Annotated in this window: 15 protein-coding genes; 5 read left to right on the top strand and 10 right to left on the bottom strand. The window is 66.8% G+C overall.

The features are described 5' to 3' along the window. Positions 1 to 291: 291 nt before the first annotated feature. From PEM_RS15940 to PEM_RS15895, 10 genes are all read right to left on the bottom strand, one after another. Positions 292 to 717 carry a DUF2752 domain-containing protein gene (locus PEM_RS15940; RefSeq protein ID WP_005419786.1) on the bottom strand — a complete coding sequence of 142 codons (426 nt, stop codon included), beginning with the start codon at positions 715 to 717 and terminating at the stop codon, positions 292 to 294. 43 nt (positions 718 to 760) lie between these two features. Then, positions 761 to 1,039 carry a CD225/dispanin family protein gene (locus PEM_RS15935; protein ID WP_005419785.1) on the bottom strand — a complete coding sequence of 93 codons (279 nt, stop codon included), beginning with the start codon at positions 1,037 to 1,039 and terminating at the stop codon, positions 761 to 763. 34 nt (positions 1,040 to 1,073) lie between these two features. Then, positions 1,074 to 1,361: a CD225/dispanin family protein gene (locus tag PEM_RS15930; protein ID WP_005419784.1), complete on the bottom strand. Its 288-nt coding sequence runs from the start codon at positions 1,359 to 1,361 to the stop codon at positions 1,074 to 1,076. A 229-nt stretch (positions 1,362 to 1,590) separates the two neighbouring features. Continuing rightward, positions 1,591 to 3,480: an MFS transporter gene (locus tag PEM_RS15925; RefSeq protein WP_095378402.1), complete on the bottom strand. Its 1,890-nt coding sequence runs from the start codon at positions 3,478 to 3,480 to the stop codon at positions 1,591 to 1,593. Positions 3,481 to 3,578: 98 nt separating this feature from the next. Further along, entirely contained in the window at positions 3,579 to 4,373 is a 795-nt protein-coding gene (locus PEM_RS15920) for an SDR family oxidoreductase (protein ID WP_111128862.1), read from the bottom strand. Positions 4,374 to 4,511: 138 nt separating this feature from the next. Beyond that, the gene (gene yccS / locus PEM_RS15915) at positions 4,512 to 6,689 is read right to left on the bottom strand and encodes a YccS family putative transporter (protein WP_053500204.1); all 2,178 of its coding nucleotides are present in this window, start codon (positions 6,687 to 6,689) and stop codon (positions 4,512 to 4,514) included. 95 nt (positions 6,690 to 6,784) lie between these two features. Beyond that, positions 6,785 to 8,854, bottom strand: coding sequence for a TonB-dependent receptor (locus tag PEM_RS15910; RefSeq protein WP_111128861.1), 2,070 nt, complete (start codon positions 8,852 to 8,854; stop codon positions 6,785 to 6,787). 282 nt (positions 8,855 to 9,136) lie between these two features. Continuing rightward, positions 9,137 to 12,259: an efflux RND transporter permease subunit gene (locus tag PEM_RS15905; protein ID WP_065186763.1), complete on the bottom strand. Its 3,123-nt coding sequence runs from the start codon at positions 12,257 to 12,259 to the stop codon at positions 9,137 to 9,139. 31 nt (positions 12,260 to 12,290) lie between these two features. Then, positions 12,291 to 15,524: an efflux RND transporter permease subunit gene (locus tag PEM_RS15900; protein WP_111174614.1), complete on the bottom strand. Its 3,234-nt coding sequence runs from the start codon at positions 15,522 to 15,524 to the stop codon at positions 12,291 to 12,293. A gap of 74 nt (positions 15,525 to 15,598) precedes the next feature. Next, entirely contained in the window at positions 15,599 to 16,843 is a 1,245-nt protein-coding gene (locus PEM_RS15895; RefSeq protein WP_111128857.1) for an efflux RND transporter periplasmic adaptor subunit, read from the bottom strand. Between the two features lie 186 nt (positions 16,844 to 17,029). Here PEM_RS15895 and PEM_RS15890 point away from each other — a divergent pair, with 186 nt between their 5' ends. The 5 genes from PEM_RS15890 to PEM_RS15870 all read left to right on the top strand — a co-directional run bounded on the left by PEM_RS15890 (position 17,030) and on the right by PEM_RS15870 (position 23,227). After that, on the top strand, positions 17,030 to 18,349 hold the full coding sequence (locus PEM_RS15890) for a M20 family metallopeptidase (protein WP_053500212.1): 1,320 nt from the start codon (positions 17,030 to 17,032) through the stop codon (positions 18,347 to 18,349). Between the two features lie 468 nt (positions 18,350 to 18,817). Next, complete coding sequence (gene queF, locus PEM_RS15885; RefSeq protein ID WP_095378207.1) at positions 18,818 to 19,636, top strand: NADPH-dependent 7-cyano-7-deazaguanine reductase QueF; 819 nt, start codon at positions 18,818 to 18,820, stop codon at positions 19,634 to 19,636. A 203-nt stretch (positions 19,637 to 19,839) separates the two neighbouring features. After that, the gene (locus PEM_RS15880) at positions 19,840 to 20,133 is read left to right on the top strand and encodes a LysM peptidoglycan-binding domain-containing protein (protein WP_049410686.1); all 294 of its coding nucleotides are present in this window, start codon (positions 19,840 to 19,842) and stop codon (positions 20,131 to 20,133) included. Positions 20,134 to 20,176: 43 nt separating this feature from the next. Continuing rightward, positions 20,177 to 20,689, top strand: a complete 513-nt coding sequence (locus PEM_RS15875; RefSeq protein WP_072169182.1) for a hypothetical protein — start codon at positions 20,177 to 20,179, stop codon at positions 20,687 to 20,689. A 315-nt stretch (positions 20,690 to 21,004) separates the two neighbouring features. Then, positions 21,005 to 23,227 (top strand): NADP-dependent isocitrate dehydrogenase, encoded by a 2,223-nt coding sequence (locus PEM_RS15870; protein ID WP_111128666.1) that lies wholly within the window; start codon positions 21,005 to 21,007, stop codon positions 23,225 to 23,227. Positions 23,228 to 23,307: the final 80 nt, after the last annotated feature.

The following is a 23,307-nucleotide window of genomic DNA, read 5'->3' as shown; positions in this document are numbered from 1 at the left end:
GCTGTTGGTAGGTGTCGACCTTGGTCGACACGGTAGATCCACGCCATGCGTGGATGCAGAGCGAAGCGATCCGCTTCCGCTTTTGATCTTCTCTTTCTTTTCCGTGGTGGACGCACACGGAAACTGTCCGTGGCCGGGCGGGTGGGCTGCGCAGGGGCGTGAGCCGCATGGATGCGGCGACCGAGCTTACATGGACGTACTTGCAGCGCCCCCTGCGCAGTCCACCCGCCCGGCCAATCCCATGACCGACAAACGCCGCCCACCACAAGGGGCTGCGCCGTTGGCTGGAAACTAGACCGGTGCCAGCGCCGTGAACGGTGCCCACGGCAGGTTACGCAGCAGCGCATACCCAGGCAGTACCCAGAGCCAGAACGTGGGATTGGCCAGCACCCGCATCAGCGGGTCCAGCAGGCGCGGACGGATGCCGGCGACGTTCAGCAGCATCAGCAGCAGGAAGGGCAGGCTGATGACCAGCAGCGGGTTCATCGCCATCGCGCCGGGCAGGTCGAAATGGACCAGCGAATACAGGCAGCGGGTGCTGCCACAGCCCGGGCAGTACAGGCCGGTCAGCGCGTACAGCGGGCAGCTCGGCAAGGGATTGCCGGCGACATACGGATTGACGTTGCGCAGCACCAGCGCGGCACCGGCGGCCAGGCCGGTGGCGGCCAGCAGCGGTGCCCAGCGGGCCAGTCGGGATCGGGTGGGCAGTGCGGACATGCAGCAACGGATCCGGCGCAGGCGCCGGATCCGTCCACGCGGATCAGTAGCCGCTGTTGCTCATCGCACCCATGCCGCCGAGAGCGACGATCAGGATGCCGTACAGCACGCCGACCACGACGGCGGCAATGGCCGACCAGATGGCCCACTTCTTGGCCTTGGCCGAGGATTCCTGGGCACCGGCGATGTCGCCAGCGGCCAGCTTGCCGTTGACCTGGGCGGCGTAGACGATCGACACGATGCCGGCCGGCAGGCAGCAGAACAGGGTGCTCAGGATGGCCCAGACCAGATTGTTCGGGACCTGCGGAGTGGCGGTATTCACGGGTTCAAGCTCCTTGATGGGTGGTGGTGGTGAATCATTGGTCGGAAAGAGCGCCCAGTACGGCCAAGCCGCCGAACAGCCCGAACCACAACAGCAACAGGACCGGCAGGGCCACGGCCGAAGCCACCGCCCACCAGCCCGCCTTGCGCGACGCGCTGTAGGCCCCCGGCAGGTCGCCGGCCGCGCGGCGGCCATCGACCTGGGAGGCATAGACGATCGACACCACGCCCAACGGCAGGCAGCAGAACAGCGTCGTCAGGATCGCCCAGACCAGATGGTTGGGGATGTAGACGGGACGGCTGAGCGGTGGCGGTTGATTCAAAGCAAGACTCCATTCCTTGGTGGCCGGCCTTGGTGCATTGGCCGAACCTCCCCCCTGTGGGTGCGTAATCTACCTCAACCTGCGCTGCATGTATGCGTTTACAGTCAGATGGTGGCGTGTATGGCCCTTGACTGGGCGCTATTTGACGGGCCTCTGTCATGAGACAGAGGCCGTCATTCCGGGGATTAGGGCTATCGCCTGGAAGCGCTACCGACGGCCGCCGGGCCGATCAGGCGTGATCGCCACGCAGGGCCCGCACCTGCGCCTCCAGCACCGGGGCGCGGGTGGCGTGGCCATCAACGGCCGGTGCCGCCACCACCTCGACCGTGGCGCGGAAACGGCGCGGCACCCGCATGCGGCCGAGGCGGCTGTCGCGGCGACTCCACATGCTCGACCACATGCCGCGCAGTGCCATCGGCACCACCGGCACCGGCCGCCGCTCGAGGATCTTCTCGACGCCGGACTTGAACGGCGCCATCTCGCCGTCGCGGGTCAGCGCACCCTCGGGGAAGATGCAGACCAGTTCGCCTTCGGCCAGCGCAGCGTCGATCTCGTCGAACGCCCGCTGCATCAGTGCCGGGTCTTCGCGCGCACCGGCGATCGGGATTGCCTTGGCGGTCCGGAAGATCCAGCGCATTACCGGGATGTTGAAGATCCTGTAGTACATGACGAAGCGCACCGGACGCGGAATCGTCGCCGACAGGATCAGCGCGTCCATGTAGCTGACGTGGTTGCAGACCAGCAGCGCGGCGCCTTCGTCCGGCACGTTGGCCTCGATGCCGTGCGGGCGCAGCCGGTACAGGGTGCGCACCATCAGCCAGCTGAGGAAGCGCATCAGGAATTCAGGGACGATGGTGAAGATGTAGATCGCCACCAGCGCGTTGGCGATGGCCAGCGCCAGGAACTGCTGCGGAATGGTCCAGTGCAGCAGCGTGTGCGCGGCCAGCGACAGCAACGCCGCAGCGACGATGAAGCCCGAGTTCTGGATGTTCAGTGCGGCGAACACGCGCGACATCTGCGCCTTCGGCGTGCGGCTCTGGATCAGCGCGAACAGCGGCACCACGAAGATGCCGGTGAACAGGCCGATGCCGATCAGGTCGATGACGATGCGGATGCTGCCGGGCTGCTGCAGGAACGGACCAATGGTCAGCCCGTGCACGGCCGCTTCGCCGCTGCGGGCGAAGTACAGGTCCAGCAGGAACGCGGTCATGCCGAACGCACCCAGCGGCACCAGGCCGATTTCCACCGTGCGTGCCGACAGCTTCTCGCACAGCAGCGAGCCGACGCCGGTGCCGACCGAGAACAGGGCCAGCGCAAAGATGTACAGGGTCGGCTCGCCGCCCAGGTTGGTCACCGCGTAGGCCGGTAGCTGCGAGGTCAGCACGGTGCCAACGAACCAGAACCAGGACACGCCCAGGATCGAGTTGCGCACGGCCTTCTGCTGGCGCGCCATGCGCAGTACCGCCAGCGATTCCGGCAACGGGTTCCAGTTGATCTTCAGGGTCGGGTCGCCTGCATCGACCCTGGGAATCAGGCGCGCGGCGATGTTGCCGCAGATCGCCAGGGCGATGATCGCGCACGCAGCCACCACCGTACCGTGGCTGCCGGCCACGGTGAACACCAGGCCGCCAACGATCATGCCGGAGAGAATCGACATTGAAGTGCCCATCTCGACCAGGCCGTTGCCGCCGGTCAGTTCCTCGGGCCTGAGCACCGACGGCAGCACCGAATACTTCACCGGGCCGAACAGGGTGGACTGCATGCCGGTACAGAACAGCGCGACCAGCAGCACCGGCAGGCTCTGGGTGAGGAAGCCGGTGGCCGCCAGCGACATGATCACGATCTCCATGGTGGTGGTGATCACGATCAGCCGCGATTTTTCCAGTTTGTCGGCGATCTGCCCGGCCAGCGCCGAGAACAGGAAATACGGCAGGATGAAGATGGCCGGTGCCAGGGTGGCGTACAACCCCAGTTCTTCCTCCGGCACGGCCATGAACAGCAACATGCTGATGATCGCCTGCCGGTACACGTTGTCGTTGAACGCACCGAGCGCCTGTACGACGAAGAACGGCAGGAAACGGCGCTGGCGCAGCAGGGCGAATTGGTTGTGACCGGACATGGAGCCTCCTTGACCGGCGCAGCCTAGCATTCCTGCCCATCCGCTGTGGGTGCGGACCTGTGGGTGCGGACCGCTGGTCCGCACACCTGCCAGCACCCTCAGACGATATCGTCGACCACGCCGCCGTCCACGCGCAGTGCCGCACCGGACGTGGCCGAAGCCTGCGGCGACGCCAGGTACACCACCATGTTGGCCACTTCCTCGACCGTAGCGGTGCGCTGGATCACCGAAGACGGCCGGTGCGCCATCACGAACTCGCGGCCGATCTGTTCCAGCGGCTTGCCGCTGCGCTGGCGTTCATCCTCGAACATCGCGGCGAAGCCATCGGACAGGGTCGGGCCAGGCAGCACTGCGTTGACGGTGACGCCACTGCCGGCCACGCGCTTGGCCAGGCCGCGTGACAGTGACAGCTGCGCGGTCTTGCTGACCCCGTAATGGATCATATCGGACGGAATGTTGCGCGCCGATTCGGACGAGATGAACAGCACGCGGCCCCAGCCGGCATCGACCATCGCTGGCAGCAGCGCACGCGACAGGCGTACGCCGGACATCACGTTGGTCTGCCAGTAGCGCTCCCAGGTGGCGTCATCGGTCTGGAAGAAGTCCTGCGGGCCGAAGATGCCGGCGTTGTTGACCAGGATGTCGATCTTCGGCAGCCCAGCCAGCAGCATATCGACACCGGCCGCATCGGAGAGGTCGGCGGCGACACCGAATACGTCGGCTCCCGGGACGGCCGCGAGCAGATGCTGGCGGGCGCGCTCGACGCTGTTGGTGCTGCGGCCATTGAGAACGACCCGCGCACCAGCGCTGGCCAGGCCCTGGGCGATGGCCAGGCCGATGCCGGCGGTGGAGGCGGTCACCAGCGCGGTGCGGCCGCTGAGTTCGATTTTCATGGTGATGATCCGGGGCGGGAGCTGCCCAGCATCCGCGTGGCGGCGTGATCGAACTGCATCGCCAGGGGCAGCGCGCCGTTGCACGCGGCGCAGCAGATCCACGCCCTGCGTGGATGGGATGCCCGCAGCGATGACGGATCAGGTCAGGTTGGTCACCGCCTCATTGGCCGCGGCACGCACCTTCGGCAGCATGCGCAGTACCAGCGCCATCTGGGTACGGATCAACTGCAGTTTCGGCGGCATCGCCTCGTCGATCTGCTCCAGCTCGGCGGCCACCGCGCGGTCGGCGTCGTTGTCATCGTCCGCGACCGGTTGCCGCGCGGTCAGCGCCGTCGCCAGCTGCTGAAGTGCCTTGCGCACGCGATCGCCCGCGGCCAGCGCCAGTGGATCGCCAGCGTAGCTGTCCACCTGGTCGCGGTGCGCACCCAGCGCCGACAGATGCCCCAGCAGCGTGTTGGACAGCGCCAGGAAGCGGAAGCCGGCATCCAGGTTGCGGCGCACGTGGCCGGGTTCGCGCAGCATGTTCGACAGTGCGGTGGACAGCGCGGCGTCGGCGTTGTGCATGTCGCGGCGGGCGATGCGGTAGGCCAGGTCGTCGCGCATGCCGCTGCGGTACTGGCCCAGCACCGAATCCAGGTAGCGAGCCGCAGTGTCCAGCACGCGTGCCAGGACGAGATGCAGCTGCCGGCCCTGCCAGTCAGGCAGGATCAGGAATGCTGCCGCTGCTGCGATCGCGCAGCCCAGCAGCGTATCGACCATGCGCGGTACGATCAGCACGAAGCCATCACCGATCAGGTTGAAGCAGGTCAGTGCCATCACGGTGATCGCGGCTGATGCCACCAGGTAGCGGTCGGTGCGGGTGAAGAAGAACAGCAGCGCAGAGAGCAGGGCGATCAGCAACTGCACGTGCAGCTGCGGGAACAGCTGCAGCAGTGCCCAGGTCAGCACCAGTCCGGCGACGGTGCCGACGATGCGCTGTGCCAGGCGCTGGCGGGTGGCGCCGAAGTTGGGCCGGCACACGAACACGATGGTCAGCAGCACCCATGAACCGTTCTGCGCATTGAACAGCCGGATCGCTGCAAAGCCGGCGATCAGCGCCAGTGCCATGCGCAGGCCATGGCGGAACAGAACCGAGCCGGGCGTGAACTGCTGGCGGATGCGCACGCCCATCTCGCGCAGGGTATGCGGGTTGCTGTCGCGCAGGCGGGTGTCGACGTTGTCCAGGCTGGCTTCGGAACGTTCGGCATCCAGCAGGCGGCGCTCGATGCTGCGCAGGTTGTGAACCAGCAGGTCCAGCGAGCCGAGCAGGCGCTGCCACTGCGGGCGCTGCTGGTCACGCAGGTAGGCCAGCGCGTCTGCCAGGTCGCGCCCGGCCTGCTGGTTGCTTTCACCGTATACGAACGGACGACGCAGCCGGATCGCCTCGCCCAGGCGGGCACAGGCCTGGCCCTGCAGGTCGAGCAGGCGCTGGCAGCGGTAAAGCACATCGCTGTGGAAGAAGGCGTCCACCAGCGCGCCATACGGGTAGTGCGAGGAACTGGCGCGCTCGTGGAAATCCTGCGCCATGTAGTACAGGCGCAGGTACAGGCCGGAGTTCACCCCGGGCCGGCCGGAGCGGCCGAAGCGGGCCAGGATCGCTGTCTTGGCCTCGTTCAGTGCACCCACCACACGGCGGTTCTGTTCGGCCAGGTCGAGCTGGCGACGTTGCAGGTCGGCTTCGCGCACCGGCTCGAACAGCGCAGCCTTCAGCTGCAGGTAGCGGCCCAGCTCAAGGTACAGCCGCGCCACGCGTTCGCGCACCGGCCGGTTGGCGAACAACGCGGCCCACAGGATCGACAACAGCCCGTACCAGACCGCACCGGCCAGCAGATGGCTGACCGCTTCCAGTGCGCTGTGCAGGTCGCTGGCACCATGTTGCTCCAGGCCGATCATCGTGTAGATCGCCAGCGTCACCGTGGCCTGGGCAATGGATGCGTAGCGCTCGCCGAGCGCGCCAAGCAGGGTCAGGCCGAAGGTGGACAGTGCCAGCGCGCCGATGAAGATCCACGGCCACGGGAACAGCCAGATCACCGAAGCCGCCGCAATGCAGAAGCACAACAGGGACAACACCACGGCCTTGGTCCGGCCCCACCAGTTGTCGTCGGTTTCTGCGATGGCGCTTGCGATGATGCCGAGGAACACGCCGGGCAGGGCGGTCAGCGCCTCGAACTGCCAGCACACGGCCACGGCCGCGGTCAGCGCGATGAACACGCGCAGGCCGTAGCTGGCCTTTTCGTGGGCCCACAGTCGGCTGAGGCGGGATTGGCGGGCGGACATGCAGGCTCGGTGGAAGGGTCTTCCACCATTATTGCGGGCTGCGCGTGAAATATGGAGTGCGGACCAACGGTCCGCACCCACGGTGCTGCCGGGCCCTACATGTCGAACCGCACGCTCACAGCGAACGTGCGTGGCAGGCCTGTGCCGGCGTTGGACCAGTACTTCCGGTTGGCCAGGTTCTCGACGCTGGCGCGCACGGTCAGCGGATGACCGGAGGCGAGCAGGCGGTAGCCGATGCCTGCATTGACCAGCGTGTAATCGGGCAGCTTCAGGGTGTTGTCGGCGTCGTACCAGACATCGCCGTAGTAGCGCACCGCGGCGTATGTTTCCAGGCCATCCACCCACGGCAGCTGGTAGGTGGCGTGCACGACCCCGCTCCAGCGCGCCGCACCGGCGGTACGGTTGCCCTCCTGTGCAGCGCTGGCCGGGGACAGCCTGTCGTAGGTCGGGTCCAGCCAGGTGACGCCTCCGCCAACCGTGAGGACATCGCTGAGGTGCAGGTCGGCACTGGCCTCGATGCCTTCGTACAGCGTGATGCCGTCCTGCACCAGGCGCTTGCCGGCCGGTGTGAGTTCATCGATGTTGGCGCCACGTTCCAGCCGGAACGCCGCCACGTTCGCGTTCCAGCGCGCGGCCTCGGCCTTCGCGCCGATCTCATACTGCTTGCTGAGGGTCGGGTCGAGCACTTCACCGGCGTTGACGTAGTTGTTGCCTACGCGGCTGCCCGCTTCCAGCGATTCGATGTAGCTGGCGTAGAGGGTGACCGCCTCGCTGGGCTTGAACATCACGGCATAGGTCGGTGTGACCGGATAGGTGTGGTAGCGACCCTTGGTCTCGTAATCGTTGTAGCGCCAGCCCGCCAGCACCGACCATCCGCTGCCGAGATCGACGGTATCGCTTGCGAACACGGCCTGCTGCACGGTCTCGTCGCCACGGGTCATCATCCGTGAACCGACGGCGTCATGGCGGATGTCATGGCGCTGGTACAGGTTGGCGCGGCCGATCAGGCTCCATTCGTAGGGACGGTCCCAGCCCAGCCCGGTCTGGTGACTGATGCCTGCCACCACCTGATGCTGCAGCGGACCGGTGCGGAAGCTGCCCTGCAGCATCGCCTGGGCCAGCCTCCACTCGCTCTTGCCACCCAGTTCATAGACGTTGACGTCATAGTCGCCATTGGGCGAATCGAGGTAGGCGAAGATCTTGTTGACGTCATTCCACGAGGTGGTGACGCCGTAACTCAGGCTGGTTTTCCAGTCGCTGTTGATCTGCCAGTCCAAGCGGGTCGACAACAGGCTGGAACGAGTGTCGTAGTAGGTGCCGGAGACACTGTTGCCGGTATTCCCGGCGATCGGTCGCGGCAACGAGGTCAGTCCGCGGAAGTAGTACTGCGGCGATTCCTCGCGCAGGTCGCGTGACTGGAACACGCCGTCGAAGGTCCAGATCAGTGCGTCGCTCAGGCGCGCGTCCAGCGACAGTGCGCCCACCTTGCGATCGACGTGGCCACCATTGAAGGTCTCACCCTTTTCCTCGAAAGCATTGAAGCGATAACCGAACATCTGCTCGTTGCCGAAGCGGCCGCCGACGTCCATCCCGGCACTGACGATGCCCTGCTCGCGCCAGCCCAGCTGGGCGGAGAAGGTGGGCGTATCGGTCGGCTTCTTGGTGATGTAGTTGACGATGCCACCGGGGGCACCGAAACCATAAAGGAATCCACCCGGGCCTTTCAGCAGATCGACCTGTTCCATCACTTCCAGCGGCCACTCGGTACCCCACGAGGAAACCTGCAGGCCATTGACGCGATAGCTGTCGAAGTTCAGGTCGATGCCACGGTTGCGGATCGGCGAACTCCAGCCACTGGCATAGGCGCTGACCTGGGTGGTGACCGAAGGGTCGAGCAGAAACGCTTCGCCCAGCGAGACCACTTGGCGCTGCTCGATCTGCTCGCGGCCCACGGCGGTGATCGCGAACGGGGTATCACGCAGCACGCGATCACCAAGGGCGCCGGTATCGGCGTGGGTGCGTTCGGCTGTGACCTTCACCGCATCCAGATCGGTGGCACTGCGGTTCCGATTGGTGCGCTCGGGTACGGACTGGGCATGCGCGGCACAGGCCAGTGACAGGGAAACGGCAAGCAGGGCCGGGCGGCAGAGTGGGTGCAGGAGCATGGTTCAGTCATCCTCGGCGAACGGCCACGCGCCATCCGCCCGCATGGGGGGAAAGGTCGATGGCTGGGATCACGCAGGCTTGCCGGAGAGGGCAGCGGGGCGCCGCGAAGGGGCGCAGGACCATGGCTGGAGGGGAATTGTTCTCTTTTCGTTACAGCACGTCAAACCGGGAGGCGTGCCAACGGTCCGCACCCACCCTCCGCGCCGGTGGTAGTGCCGGCCGCTGGCCGGCAGATTCGCAGTATCGAGAACTAGATCCACGCCATGCGTGGATGGGCTCTACTACGCCCGCTGCGCGCGCTTGAGCAGCTTCGCTTCGCGCCTGCGCGCGCGACGGGCGCGCCAGCGCTCGGCCAGGCAGGAGAAGATCACGTACAGTGCCGGCGTACTGAGCAGGGTCAGGCTCTGCGAGAACAGCAGGCCGCCGATCATCGCGATGCCCAGCGGGCGGCGCAGCTCGGACCCTTCACCCAGGCCGATCGCCAGCGGTACTGCGGCCAGGATCGCGACCATCGTGGTCATCATGATCGGGCGGAAGCGCACGATGCTGGCCTCGCGTGCGGCATCGCGCGGCGCCAGCCCATGCTCGCGCTGCGCCACCAGTGCGAAGTCGATCATCATGATCGCGTTCTTCTTGACGATGCCGATCAGCAGCACCAGCGCGATCATCGAGATCACCGACAGCTCGGTGTTGGTGCCGAACAGGGCCAGCAGCGCACCGACACCCGCCGCCGGCAGCGTGGACAGGATGGTGACCGGATGGATCAGGCTCTCGTAGAGCATGCCCAGTACCAGGTACACGGTCAGGATTGCGGCGAACACCAGGATCAGCATGTCGCTGGGATCGGAGTTGAAGCCGAAGCCCGCATCGTCGGCCAGGCGGATGTCGCCGGGCATGCGCATGCCGGCCACGGTCGCGTCGATGATCGCCTTGGCCTCGCCCATGCTCACGTTGGGAGCCAGGTTGTAGCTGAGGTCCATCGTCGTGTACTGGTTCTCGTGGGTGATCTGCGATGGGGCCAGGCCAGGCATCTGCGTGGCCACCGCGGTGATCGGCACCATGTCGCCGTTGCGCGCACGCACGTACACCTCATCCAGCGCCGCCGGGGTGGCGGTCTGCGAGGGCAGGGCATTGACCACGACGCTGTACTGGTTGATGTCCGAATAGATGGTAGAGATCTGGCGCTGGCCGAACGCACCATACAGCGCGCCGTCGATGGCGCCCACTGTGATGCCCAGGCGCGCGGCCTTTGCGCGGTCGATCTGGATGTTCTGGCGCAGGCCGGCATTGTCCACGTCGGTGCCGACGTCGCGCAGCTTCGGGTTCTTCTTCAGTTCCGCCTGCAGCTTGGGCAGCCATTCCTGCAGTGCGGCCAGGTCGTTGCCCTGCAGCGAGATGCGGTACTGCGCGCCCTGGCTGGAACCGCCGCCATCGTTGCTGGGCAGGTCCTGGATCGCGCGCAGGCGCAGCTGCAGGTCGGGATAGCGATCGGCCTTGGCGCTGAGGCGCGCCAACGCATGCGCGGTGGTTTCGCGGCGGCCGTCGCTGCGTGATTTCAGCTCGATGTTGAACTGTGCACTGGAGCCCTGGCGGCCGCTGCCCAGGCGTACACCCACCGTCTTCACCGCCGGGTCGGCCATCAGCATGTCGGTGATGCGGCGCTGGCGCGCGACCATGTCCTCGAACGACACGGTGGCACTGGAGTTGGCGCGGCCCCAGATCAGGCCGGTGTCCTGCGGCGGGAACGCGCCCTTCTTCACCGCGCCGAACAGGAAGATGGTGACGCCGATCAGGATCAGTGGCGTCAGCGACAGCAGCAGCGCGTGGCGCAGCGAGAAATCGAGGAACACGGTGTAGATGCGCAGCATCCGCTCGTGGCCGGCATCCAGCCAGCGGCCGAAACGCGACGGCGGCGCGCTGTGGTCGTGCGCGCTGAGGAAGCGGCTGCACAGCGCCGGGGTCAACGTCAGCGAGACGATCATCGAAACCACGATGGCCGCCACCAGGGTGACGGTGAACTCGCGGAAGAACGCGCCCATCATGCCACTGGCGAACAGCAGCGGGATGAACACCGCCACCAGCGAGGCGGTGATCGAGACGATGGTGAAGCCGATCTCGCGCGCACCGGTCAACGCCGCCTGCATGCGCGGCATGCCTTCGTCGAGGTGGCGCATGATGTTCTCGATCACCACGATCGCATCGTCGACCACGAAGCCGATCGCGATCACCAGCGCCAGCAGGCTCAGGTTGTTCAGGGTGAAGCCCATCACGTACATCACCAGCGCGGCGCCGGCCAGCGACAGCGGCACGGTCACCGCCGCGATCAGGGTGGGGGCCAGCCGGCGCAGGAACAGCGCCATGGTCAGCACCACCATCGCCAGGCTGATCAGCAGGGTGACCTGCACTTCATGCAGCGACGAACGGATGGTCGGCGTACGGTCGAAGTACGGCGTCATCGTGGTGCCCGGCTGCAGGTAGTCGCGCAGGGTGGGGATCTGCGCCTTGACCCGATCCACGGTCTCCACGATGTTGGCGCCGGCGCGGGTGAACACGTACATCACCACCGCCGGCTTGTGGTCGAACCACGCCGCCTGGTAGGCATCCTGCTGGCCGTCGTAGACGTTGGCGATGTCCTTCAGGCGGATCACCCGGCCGTCGCCCTGGGTCTTGACCACCAGGTCGGCGAAGTCGGCGGCGCGTGCCACCGAGTCGTTGGCGATGATCGCCGTGGTGGTGTTGCCATCGCTGAGGAAGCCGGTGGGCGAGGTCACGTTGGCCGCGCGCACCGCGTTGCGCAGGTCATCGGCGGTCAGGCCCAGCGCGTTCATCAGGCGCAGGTTGACGTCCACGCGTACCGCTGGCGTCGACGCGCCAGCGATGTCGACCGAGGCGACGCCGCTGATCTGGCGGATGCGCTGCGCCAGCAGCGAGTCGGCCACGTTGTAGAGCTCGTCGGCCGACTGCGTCTGCGAGGTCAACGCGATGGCGATCACCGGGTCGTCGTTCGGGTTCGCCTTCTGGTACATCGGCGAGCCCATGCCCGAAGGCAGGTCGGCCTGTGCCGAGTTGATCGCGGTCTGTACGTCCAACGCGGCCGAATCGATGTTGTGGCCGCTCTGGAAGATCATGAACACCAGCGAGCTGCCTTCCGAGCTCGACGATCGCATGCGATCGATGCCTGGCAGCTGGCCGAGATGGCGTTCCAGCGGCGCGGTGACCGTGGAGGCCATGGTCGCCGCGTCGGCGCCGGACTGGCTGGCATGCACGAAGATCACGGGGATCTCGATGTTCGGCAGCGCCGATACGCCCAGGCGCAGGTAGCAGATCAGGCCGACCATGAACAAGCCGATGGCCAGCAGCGCGGTGCCGATCGGGCGGCGGATGAAGGGGCCGGACAGGTTCATCGTGCGGCCGCCCACGGCAGCGGGGCGTGGATCATGCCTGCGGCTCCTGCAGCGAACCCTCGCGCAGCGCACGCTGTTCGCGGCGGCGCGCCAGCCACTCGGAGAAGCGCTCCATGTACAGGTAGATCACCGGCGTGGTGTACAGCGTCACCAGCTGCGACAGCAGCAGGCCACCGACGATGGCGATACCCAGCGGGCGGCGCAGCTCCGAACCGATGCCGGTGCCCAGCGCCAGCGGCAGTGCGCCGAGCATGGCCGCGGCGGTGGTCATCATGATCGGGCGGAAGCGCAGCAGGCAGGCGCGGCGGATCGCTTCGTGCGCGTTGGCGCCGGCGCGGCGCGCCTCGATCGCGAAGTCGACCATCATGATGCCGTTCTTCTTGACGATGCCGATCAGCAGCACGATGCCGACGATGCCATCCACCGACAGGCTCAGCCCGCACAGCATCAGCGCCAGCAGCGCGCCGACACCGGCCGGTGGCAGCGTGGAGATGATCGTGATCGGGTGGATGTAGCTCTCGTAGAGCACGCCCAGCACGATGTAGATCACCACCAGCGAGGCCAGCAGCAGCCACACCACATCGGTCTGGCTGCCGGTGAATTCAGCGGCCTTGCCGATGAATTCGGCATGCAGGTGTGCCGGCATGTCCAGGCTGTCCTTGGTCTCCTGGATCGCACGCACCGCTTCGGACAGCGAATAGCCCGGCGCCACGTTGAACGACACGGTCACCGCCGGCAGCTGCTGCTGGTGGCTGACCACCAGCGGGGCGCTGCTGACCTTGCCTTCGGCCAGCGCCGACAGCGGGATGATGTTGCCGGCGCCGACGGTGATGCCGGTGTTCTGCGCGCCGATGCCGGTGGCGGTGGACGAGTTGGAGGAGGTGACCTGGCCGAAGCTGGTGGCATTGGTGCCGGTCAATGCGCCGGCGCCGTTGGAGGCGACCGCCAGCTGTTCCATCAGCGCGGTGCTGGTGCGGAACTCCGGTGCCACTTCCAGCACCACACGATACTGGTTGAGCTCGGTGAAGATGGTCGAGATCTGGCGCTGGCCGAACGCATCGTAGAGCGTGTCGTCGATGGTCTGCATCGGCACGCCCAGCACGCTGGCCTTGTCGCGGTCGATGTTCAGCTCCAGGGCGCGGCCCTGGTTGGACAGGTTGTTGTCGACGTCGGCCAGTTCCGGGCGCTTGCGCAGCGCTTCGGTCAGGCGCGTGGCCTGGGTCGCCACCGTCGCCGAATCCACGTCCGACAGCGAGTACTGGTACTCGGTGGCGGCCACGCGGGTATCCAGGGTTACGTCCTGCACCGGCTTCAGGTACAGCGCCACGCCCGGAATGCCGGCCACTGCCTTCTGCAGGCGCGGCAGGATCTCATCCAGGCCGTCGCGCTGGCTGCGCTCCTTCAGCACGATCGACAGCTGGCCCTGGTTGAGGGTGGGGTTCATGCTGCCGGCGCCGATGAAGGCCGACACGCCGGTCACGTCCGGATCCTGGCGCAGCGCTTCGGCCACCTGCCTGGTGCGCTGCTCCATCTGCGGGAAGGCGATGTTCTGGTCGGCCTGCACCACGCCGGTGATCAGGCCGGTGTCCTGTTCGGGCAGCAGGCCCTTGGGAATCAGCACGTACAGCAGCACGGTCAGCACCAGCGCGCCACCGGCCACGGCCAGGGTCAGCCGCTGGTGGCCAAGCACCCAGTCCAGGCTGTGCTCGTAGAGGCCGACGGTGCGCGTCCACAGGTTCTGCTTGCCGGCCGCCGCCGCGCGCTCATGCGCGTCCTCGCCCTCGGGCAGGGCATCGGGCTTGAGCAGGTAGGCGCACATCATCGGGGTCAGCGTCAGCGAGATCAGCATCGACAGCACCACGGCGATGCTCAGCACCCACGCGAACTCGTGGAACAGGCGGCCGGTGACGCCGGGCATCAGCAGCAGCGGCAGGAACACCGCCACCAGCGAGGCCGTCAGCGACAGCACGGTGAAGCCGATCTGGCGTGCGCCGATCTCGGCCGCTTCCTTGCCACTCTTGCCCTGCTCGATGTAGCGCACGATGTTCTCGATCATCACGATTGCATCGTCGACCACGAAGCCGGTGGCCACCACCAGCGCCATCAGCGAGAGGTTGTCCAGCGACATGCCGGCGAAGGCCATCACCGCGAAGGTACCGGCCAGCGAGAGCGGTACTGCCACCGACGGGATGATCGTGGCCCACAGGCGGCGCAGGAACACGAAGATCACCGCCACCACCAGGCCGATGGTGAGGATCAGGGTGAACTGCACCTCATGCACCGAGGCGCGGATGGTCTCGGTGCGATCGTTGAAGATTTCCAGGTGCACGTCGGCCGGCAGCACGCCCTGCAGCTGCGGCAGGATCGCGCGGATGCGCTCGACGGTCTGCACGATGTTGGCGCCCGGCTGGCGGCGCACTTCCAGCAGCACCGCCGGCTTGCCATCGGCCCAGGCGGCCAACTGGTCGTTCTCCACGCCATCGATCACCTCGGCCACGTCCGACAGCCGCACCGGGCGGCCGTTCTTGTAGCTGATGATGGTGTCGCGGTACTCGGCGGCGCTGGCCAGCTGGTCGTTGGTGCCGATGCTGTAGGACTGGGTCTTGCCGTTCAACGAGCCCTTCGGCGCGTTGACGTTGGCCTGGGTCAGCGCGCTGCGCAGCTGTTCCAGGGTCAGCCCCATGTTCGACAGCTGCGCCGGATTGACCTGGATGCGCACGGCCGGGCGCACATTGCCGGCGATCGAGACCAGGCCCACGCCCTGCACCTGCGACAGGCGCTGGGCCAGGATGGAATCGGCGTAATTGTTGACGTCGCGCAGCGGGCGCGTGTCAGAGGTCAGCTTCAGGGTGACGATGGCCGCGTCGGCCGGATTCACCCGGTTGTAGACCGGCTGGTAGGGCAGCGATGAGGGCAGGGTGGCTTGACGGATCGCCGCCTGCACGTCCTGCGCGGCGATGTCGATGTCGCGGTCCATCGAGAACTGCAGGATGATCGTCGACAACCCGGCCGACGAGTCCGACGTCATCAGCTCCAGCCCGGAAATCTGCCCGAACTGGCGCTCCAGCGGGGTGGTGACCAGCGAGGCCATGGTGGTGGCGTTCGCACCGGGGTACTGGGTGGTGACCACAAGGCTGGGCGCATCGATTTCCGGCAGCGCCGACACCGGCAGCTTGCGGTAACCGAGGATGCCCAGCAGCAACAGGCCCGCCATCAACAGCGAGGTAGCGATCGGGCGGCGGATGAAGATCGTCGAAAAGCCCACGGACTGATCCTTGCTGGCACTTCAATGTCGGCGCCGGCAGGTCCGCCGGCGCGAGGGAGAACCGTGGCCTGCGCTCAGCGCGGGCCACCACCGCGACGGCCACCGCCGCCCGCGTTCTTCTGTTCGGCCGCCTTCAGCTCGGCCTCGGTCGGCGCGGCCGGGGTCTCGCCCGGCTTCAGCGCGGTGACCTTGCTGCCCGGCTTCAGGCGGAACTGGCCTTCGCTGACCACCCGCTCGCCACCCTTGAGGCCTTCGGCGATCTGCACCTGGCTGTCGCCCACTTCCACGCCGCTGCGCACAGTCTGCATCTTTACCGTGTTGTCGCCCTGCACGATGTAGACGTACTCGCCGTCCGGGCCACGCAGCACCGCCTGGGTCGGAATGACCACGCCGCCGCCGATGGTGCGCAGCTGCATGCGCACGTTGACAAACTGGCCCGGCCACAGGCCGTTGTCGGTGTTGTCGAATACGGCGCGCGCCTTGAACGTGCCGCTGTCGGCACTGATCAGGTTGTCGACCACATCGAGCTTGCCGTCGCCGGACAGCACGTGCGAATCGGCGCGGTCCAGCGCCGCCACCGGTACCGTGCCGGCGGCCTGTGCCTGGCGCACATCGCCGAGCTGGCGCTCGGGCAGGTTGAACAGCACGTGGATCGGATGGATCTGGGTCAGCGTGACCAGCGCGGTACCGGCGCTGACCACGTTGCCGGCGTCGACCGCACGGATGCCGGCGATGCCTGAGATCGGCGCGGTGACCCGGGTGTACTGCAGCTGCACCTGCGCCGAGCGCATGCTGGCCTCGTTGGCGGCCACGGCGCTTTCGTACTGTGCCACTTGGTTTCGCTGTGTATCCAGATCGGTCTTGGCGACGTACTGGCGATACTCCGGCGCGTTCGAGCGCTGGTAGTTGGAGCGCGCGGTGGCCAGCAGGGCCTCGTTCTGGCGCTTGGCTGCCGCGGCCTGGTCGTAGCTGGCCTGGGCGGTGCGCGGATCGATCACCGCCAGCACATCACCCTGCTTCACTTCCTGGCCTTCACGGAAATTCAGGCTCATCAGCTGGCCGCCGACCTGCGGGCTGACAGTGACGGTGTTCATCGCGGTCACCGTACCCAGCGCGCTGGCATACACCGGCACGTCCTGGCGCGTGGCCTCCACCACGGTCACCGGCACTGGACCGGCATTCGGATCTTCGCCGCCCTGGCGCGCGCCCGCAGCAGGTTTTCCAGCCTTGTCCTTGCCCCCGCCGATGACGCGCAGGCCGACCACGGCCAGCACCAGGATCGCCACGACCAGCAGCACGATCTTCCAAACACGTGACATTACGAGGACTCCGAGAGGGCTGGACCGGACGGGACGCCGGGACAATGCGCAAAGCATACCTGTGCCACATCACGTTTCCTGCATGACGGATGGGACGGGCGCTAAGACCGGATGCGGCGCCGGAGGTTCCCGTGGCGCCGGTGTTGCCCTACATTCAGCTGGAACCCTCTTGCTGTGGAGATTGCGATGCGCCGTTCGCTGCTGCTGTCCGCCCTGCTGCTGGCCCTGCCGGCGCTTGCCCATGCCCAGGACGGGCAACGCCCGGAAGTGACCGCCGCCGCGCAGCGGCTGCAGGCCCAGGTGGTCGAATGGCGCCGTGATTTCCACCAGCACCCGGAGCTGTCCAACCGCGAGGCGCGCACCTCGGCCGAGGTCGCCAAGCGCCTGCGTGCGATGGGCCTGAAGCCGAAGACCGGCATCGCCCACCACGGCGTGGTGGCGATCATCGAAGGCGGCAAGCCAGGCCCGAAGATCGCGTTGCGCGCGGACATGGACGCGTTGCCGGTGACCGAGCAGACAGGCCTGCCGTTCGCCTCCAAGGCCACCGACCAGTACCGCGGGCAGACCGTGGGCGTGATGCATGCCTGTGGCCACGACGCGCATACCGCCACCCTGCTCGGCGTGGCCGAAGCGCTGGTATCAATGAAGAAGGACCTGCCGGGCCAGGTGATGCTGATCTTCCAGCCGGCCGAGGAAGGCGCGCCGCCGCCGGAAGAGGGCGGTGCCGCACTGATGCTGAAGGAAGGGCTGTTTGCCGACTTCAAGCCGGAGGCAGTGTTCGGCCTGCATGTGTTCTCCAGCGTGCAGGCCGGCCAGATCGCGGTGCGCGGCGGCCCATTGATGGCTGCCTCTGATCGCTTCGGGATCAAGGTGATCGGTCGCCAGACGCATGGCTCGGCACCGTGGAACGGTGTTGACCCGATCGTCGCCACCGCCGATCTGGTCGGCACCGCGCAGACCATCGTCAGCCGCCGCGCCAACCTGTCCAAGCAACCGGCGGTGCTGACCTTCGGCGCGATCAACGGCGGCATCCGCTACAACATCATTCCCGATGAAGTGGAGATGGTCGGCACCATCCGCACCTTTGACGAAGGCATGCGCCAGCAGATCTTTGCCGACCTGCGCAACGTGGCCGAGCACACGGCCGCCGCGCACGGTGCGAAGGCGGTGACCGACATCTACGAGTCGGAGGGCAACCCAGCCACGGTGAACGACCCGGCGCTGACCGCGAAGATGCTGCCGAGCCTGCAGGCGGTGGTGGGCAAGGACAACGTGTACGAGCCGCCGCTGCAGATGGGCGCGGAGGATTTCTCGCTGTACGCGAAGGAAGTGCCGGGCATGTTCTTCTTCGTCGGCTCCACCAGCGTGGGCATCGACCCGGCGACGGCGCCGGCCAACCATTCGCCGAAGTTCCTGCTGGATGAGAAGGCGCTGGATGTGGGATTGAGGGCGTTGCTGCAGGTGAGCCTGGATTACCTGCACGGTGCCGGTACTCCGGCGGGGTAAGGGTTACCGGCAGGGCTTGCAGCCCTGGGTACGCGACATCGCATGCGCGCTGTCGCTCCCACAGTTCGCTGCGCGAACGGTGGGCCCCCCTTACCAGCTTCCAGACCCCTGCCGCTTCGCGGCCGCCCCCTGACTCAGGGGGCTTTCCTCCAGACCCGATCCCGTGGCTTGCCGGTAGATCCACGCCATGCGTGGATGGCAGACATCGAAAATGTCCGAAGGATCGGATTTTGATTTTCTGATCTTTCCCGTGGTGGATCGGCGGCAGAAATGTGTCGGGGGGCCGGGCGGGTGGGGCTGGCGCGGCTAAGCCTCCAAGGACGGATTCACGGCGTCCCCGCCAGCCCCATCCGCCCGGCCCACTCCCGGGAATCCAGGCTTTCGACGACCCAACACCCCACCACGGAGGGGCTCCGCCGTTGGCCGGCCCGGCCGAAGGCCCGCCCTCCGCGCGATACAATGACCTCCATGAACACCCCACAGGATTCCAGCCTCGGTCGCGAGGTCAGTTACCCGTCGCAGTACGATCCCGGCCTGCTGTTCCCCATCCCCCGCAGCGGCGCCCGCGCCGAGATCGGCCTCGATGAGGCCGCGCTGCCGTTCGTCGGCCACGACCGCTGGCACGCCTTCGAGCTGAGCTGGCTCGACCCGCGTGGCAAGCCGCAGGTCGCCGTCGCCACGGTGCAGGTGCCATGCACCTCGCCGCGGCTGATCGAATCGAAGTCGTTCAAGCTGTACCTCAACTCCCTCAACAGCACCCGCATCGACAGCGCCGAGGCACTGCGCGCGCGCCTGGTGGCGGATCTGTCGGCCTGCGCCGGTGTGCCGGTCCAGGTCGAGTTCGGCCTGCCAGGCCTGCGCGAGACGCCGCTCGGCGAGTCCATCGACGGGCTGGAACTGGAGATCGACTGCTACGGCCCGCCGCAGGCGGACTTCCTCGCCGCCGATGCGGGTGAGGTGGTGGAAGAGACCCTGGTCTCGTCGCTGCTGAAGTCCAACTGCCCGGTCACCGGCCAGCCGGACTGGGCCACGGTCAGCCTGCGTTACCGCGGGCCGAAGATCGATCGCGCGGGCCTGCTGCGCTACTTGGTCAGCTACCGTGAACACGCCGAGTTCCACGAGCAGTGCGTTGAGCGGATCTTCAGCGAGGTATCTGCGCGCTGCCAGCCACAATGGCTGGAAGTGGAGGCCCGCTATACCCGCCGTGGTGGCCTGGACATCAACCCCTGGCGCGCCAGCCCCGGCATCACCGCCCCGGCTGCGACCTACCGCGAACTGCGGCAGTAACCGGTAGTGCCGGTCGCTGGCCGGCAACCGCAAGGAACCCGCGTCCAGGGCAAGGGAAAGCCGGCCAGCGGCCGGCACGACCGGACACCGTCTCTCCCGATTGTTCAGCCGCCCCCGGGGGCGGCTTCACATCTGCACCATCCCCATTTAACAACCGCCATGGCACCGTGCCAATCACGTAGTCATGCAGACGGGAGTTGTGGATGAGTACCGAGAAGAAAGCCGATTTCTCCGGCGTCAGCAGCAGCGTCGACAGTACCGCCGAACAGGCACCGAAGGCGGACTTCTCCGGCGTCAGCGCTTCGGTGGACAGCACCGCAGACGTTGTCAGCGGCGGCACCTATACCGTGCAGAAGGGTGACTCGCTGTCGAAGATCGCCAAGCAGCATCTGGGCGACGCCAATGCCTGGAAGAAGATCTTCGAAGCCAACCGCGATGTGCTTGATGACCCGGACAAGATCTTCCCGGGCCAGACCCTGAAACTGCCGCCGAAGTAAGCCGGCCAGAACGCCGTCCGACAATCCCTGGGAGGAACCCCGAATGATCAAGACCACCCCGCTCCAGACCGCCCTGATCGCCGCCCTGCTGGGCAGCGTCGCCCTGGTCGGTTGCAAGAAGAAAGAAGAGTCGACCGACAACAATGCCGCTCCGGCAGCGACTGCTCCGGCCGAACCGGCAGCACCGGCCCCGATGACCGGCGCGCCGCCGCCGATGGCCGAAGCCGCTGCTGTCAGCGTCTCGTCGGTCACGGTCGGCAAGACCGCAGCCGCCGACAAGTCGGTTGCGACGACGGCTTTGTTCGCGCCGAAGGACGACATCATCGTCTCGGTCAAGACCGACGGTGCTGCCAACAACGTCGCCGTGGGCGCGAAGCTGACCTACCAGGACGGCCAGGTGGCCGGCGAACAGAATGCCACGCTGAACACCAGCGGTGCGGAAACCACCAACGTCACGTTCAAGAATGCAAAGGGCTGGCCGGCCGGCAAGTACCGCGCCGAAGTCACCGTCGATGGCAAGGCGGCCGGAACGCCGCAGGAGTTCGAGGTCAAGTAAGTCCAGCCGACTCTCTCCCGGCAGGGCTCACGATGGACGCAGCCGCGAGGCTGCGTCCTTTTTTGTTGGATGATGGTCGGCTTCATCCAGGCGTCGATGGATCACAGCGTTGCCGGCATGCAGTACCGCCGCGTATGGCGTGGCTTTGCCCCGCGCGGCTGAAAACGCGACAATGCAGGGGTTTCCCCGCCGCGCGCCCACCCTGACGGCGACGGGGGAAAGCGCGGGGGCCAACCCCGCGCGCGACACGGTTGCACGTGGCCCGGCGCTGGCGCCGGCCTTCCCCTGAGCATTGCTACAGAGTCCAAGTCCCCCATGTCCAAGATTCTCTACACGCTGACCGACGAAGCCCCGTTCCTGGCCACCCAGTCGCTGCTGCCGATCGTTGACGCCTACACCGCCACTGCCGGCATCGTGGTGGAAACCCGTGACATCTCGCTGTCCGGCCGCATCCTGTCGCAGTTCCCGGAACTGCTGTCCGACGCGCAGAAGGTCAGCGACGACCTGGCCGAGCTGGGCCAGCTGGCGACCACCCCGGACGCCAACATCATCAAGCTGCCGAACATCTCCGCCTCGGTGCCGCAGCTGAAGGCGGCCATCAAGGAACTGCAGGACCAGGGCTATCCGCTGCCGGATTACCCGGAAACCCCGGCCGACGACCAGCAGCGCGACTACAAGGCGCGCTACGACAAGGTCAAGGGCAGCGCGGTGAACCCGGTGCTGCGCGAAGGCAACTCCGACCGCCGTGCACCGCTGTCGGTGAAGAACTACGCGCGTAAGCACCCGCACCGCATGGGCGCCTGGTCGGCCGATTCGAAGTCGCACGTCGCGCACATGGCCGCCGGTGATTTCTACGGCAGCGAGAAGTCGGCCACCCTGGGCAACGCCGGTTCGCTGAAGATCACCTTCCATGGCAACGACGGCAGCACCGTCGTGCTGAAGGAAAAGACCGCGGTCAAGGCCGGCGAGATCGTCGACGCCGCCGTGATGAGCCGCAAGGCGCTGGCCGCGTTCCTCGGTGAGCAGATCGCCGATGCCAAGGCCCAGGGCGTGCTGTTCTCGCTGCACCTGAAGGCGACCATGATGAAGGTCTCCGACCCGATCATGTTCGGCGTGGCGGTCAATGAGTTCTACAAGGACGTGCTGGCCAAGCACGCCGACGTGCTCAAGCAGGCCGGTTTCGACGCCAACAACGGCATCGGTGACCTGGCTGCGCGCCTGCCGTCGCTGCCGGAAGCCACCCGTGCTGCGATCGAAGCCGACCTGGCTGCCGAGTACGCACAGCGCCCGGGCGTGGCCATGGTCAACTCGGACAAGGGCATCACCAACCTGCACGTGCCGAGCGACGTCATCGTCGACGCCTCGATGCCGGCGATGATCCGCGACTCCGGCAAGATGTGGAACGCCGAAGGCAAGCTGCAGGACACCAAGGCGGTCATTCCGGACCGCTGCTACGCCGGCGTGTACCAGGCCGTCATCGACGACTGCAAGGCGCACGGCGCCTTCGACCCGGCCACCATGGGTTCGGTGCCCAACGTCGGCCTGATGGCACAGAAGGCCGAGGAGTACGGCTCGCACGACAAGACCTTCCAGATCGCTGCCGATGGCGTGGTCAAGGTCACCGACGATGCCGGCACCGTGGTGTTCGAGCACGCCGTGGAGGCCGGTGACATCTGGCGCATGTGCCAGACCAAGGACGCGCCGATCCAGGACTGGGTCAAGCTGGCCGTCGAGCGTGCCCGCCTGAGCAGCACCCCGGCCGTGTTCTGGCTGGATGCCGCCCGCGCCCACGACGCGCAGGTCATCGCCAAGGTCGAGCAGTATCTGAAGGACCACGACACCAACGGCCTGGACATCCGCATCCTGCCGCCGGTGGAAGCCACCGCGTTCTCGCTGGACCGCATCCGCAAGGGCGAGGACACCATCTCGGTGACCGGCAACGTGCTGCGCGACTACCTGACCGATCTGTTCCCGATCATGGAGCTGGGCACCAGCGCCAAGATGCTGTCGATCGTGCCGCTGATGGCCGGTGGTGGCCTGTTCGAGACCGGCGCCGGTGGTTCGGCCCCGAAGCACGTGCAGCAGTTCGTCGAAGAGGACTACCTGCGCTGGGATTCGCTGGGCGAGTTCCTGGCCCTGGCTGCGTCGCTGGAACACCTGGGCAACCGCTATGACAACGCCGCCGCCCGCGTGCTGGCCAAGGCGCTGGACGAAGCCAACGGCCAGTTCCTGGACAACGACAAGTCGCCGTCGCGCAAGCTCGGCGGCATCGACAACCGTGGCAGCCACTTCTACATCGCCCTGTACTGGGCGCAGGCCCTGGCCGCGCAGGACGAGGATGCCGCGCTGAAGGCACGCTTCGCCCCGCTGGCCAAGGCACTGACCGACAACGAGCAGAAGATCGTCGACGAGCTGATCGCAGTGCAGGGCAAGGCCGTGGACATCGGCGGCTACTACCGTCCGGACGTGGCCAAGGCCAGCAAGGCGATGCGCCCGAGCGCGACCTTCAACGCCGCGCTGGAGCTGCTGCGCGGCTGATCCGTCGCCGTTCGGCCGTGACCCCGGAACCCGCGCTTCGGCGCGGGTTTCTTTTTTGGCTCTGGGGTCAGATCCCTTTT

Source organism: Stenotrophomonas sp. Pemsol, from assembly GCF_003586545.1.
Classification (GTDB): Bacteria; Pseudomonadota; Gammaproteobacteria; order Xanthomonadales; family Xanthomonadaceae; genus Stenotrophomonas; species Stenotrophomonas sepilia.
The sequence above is the reverse complement of the archived record's forward strand: the minus strand, read 5'-3'. Positions and strand labels throughout refer to the sequence as shown.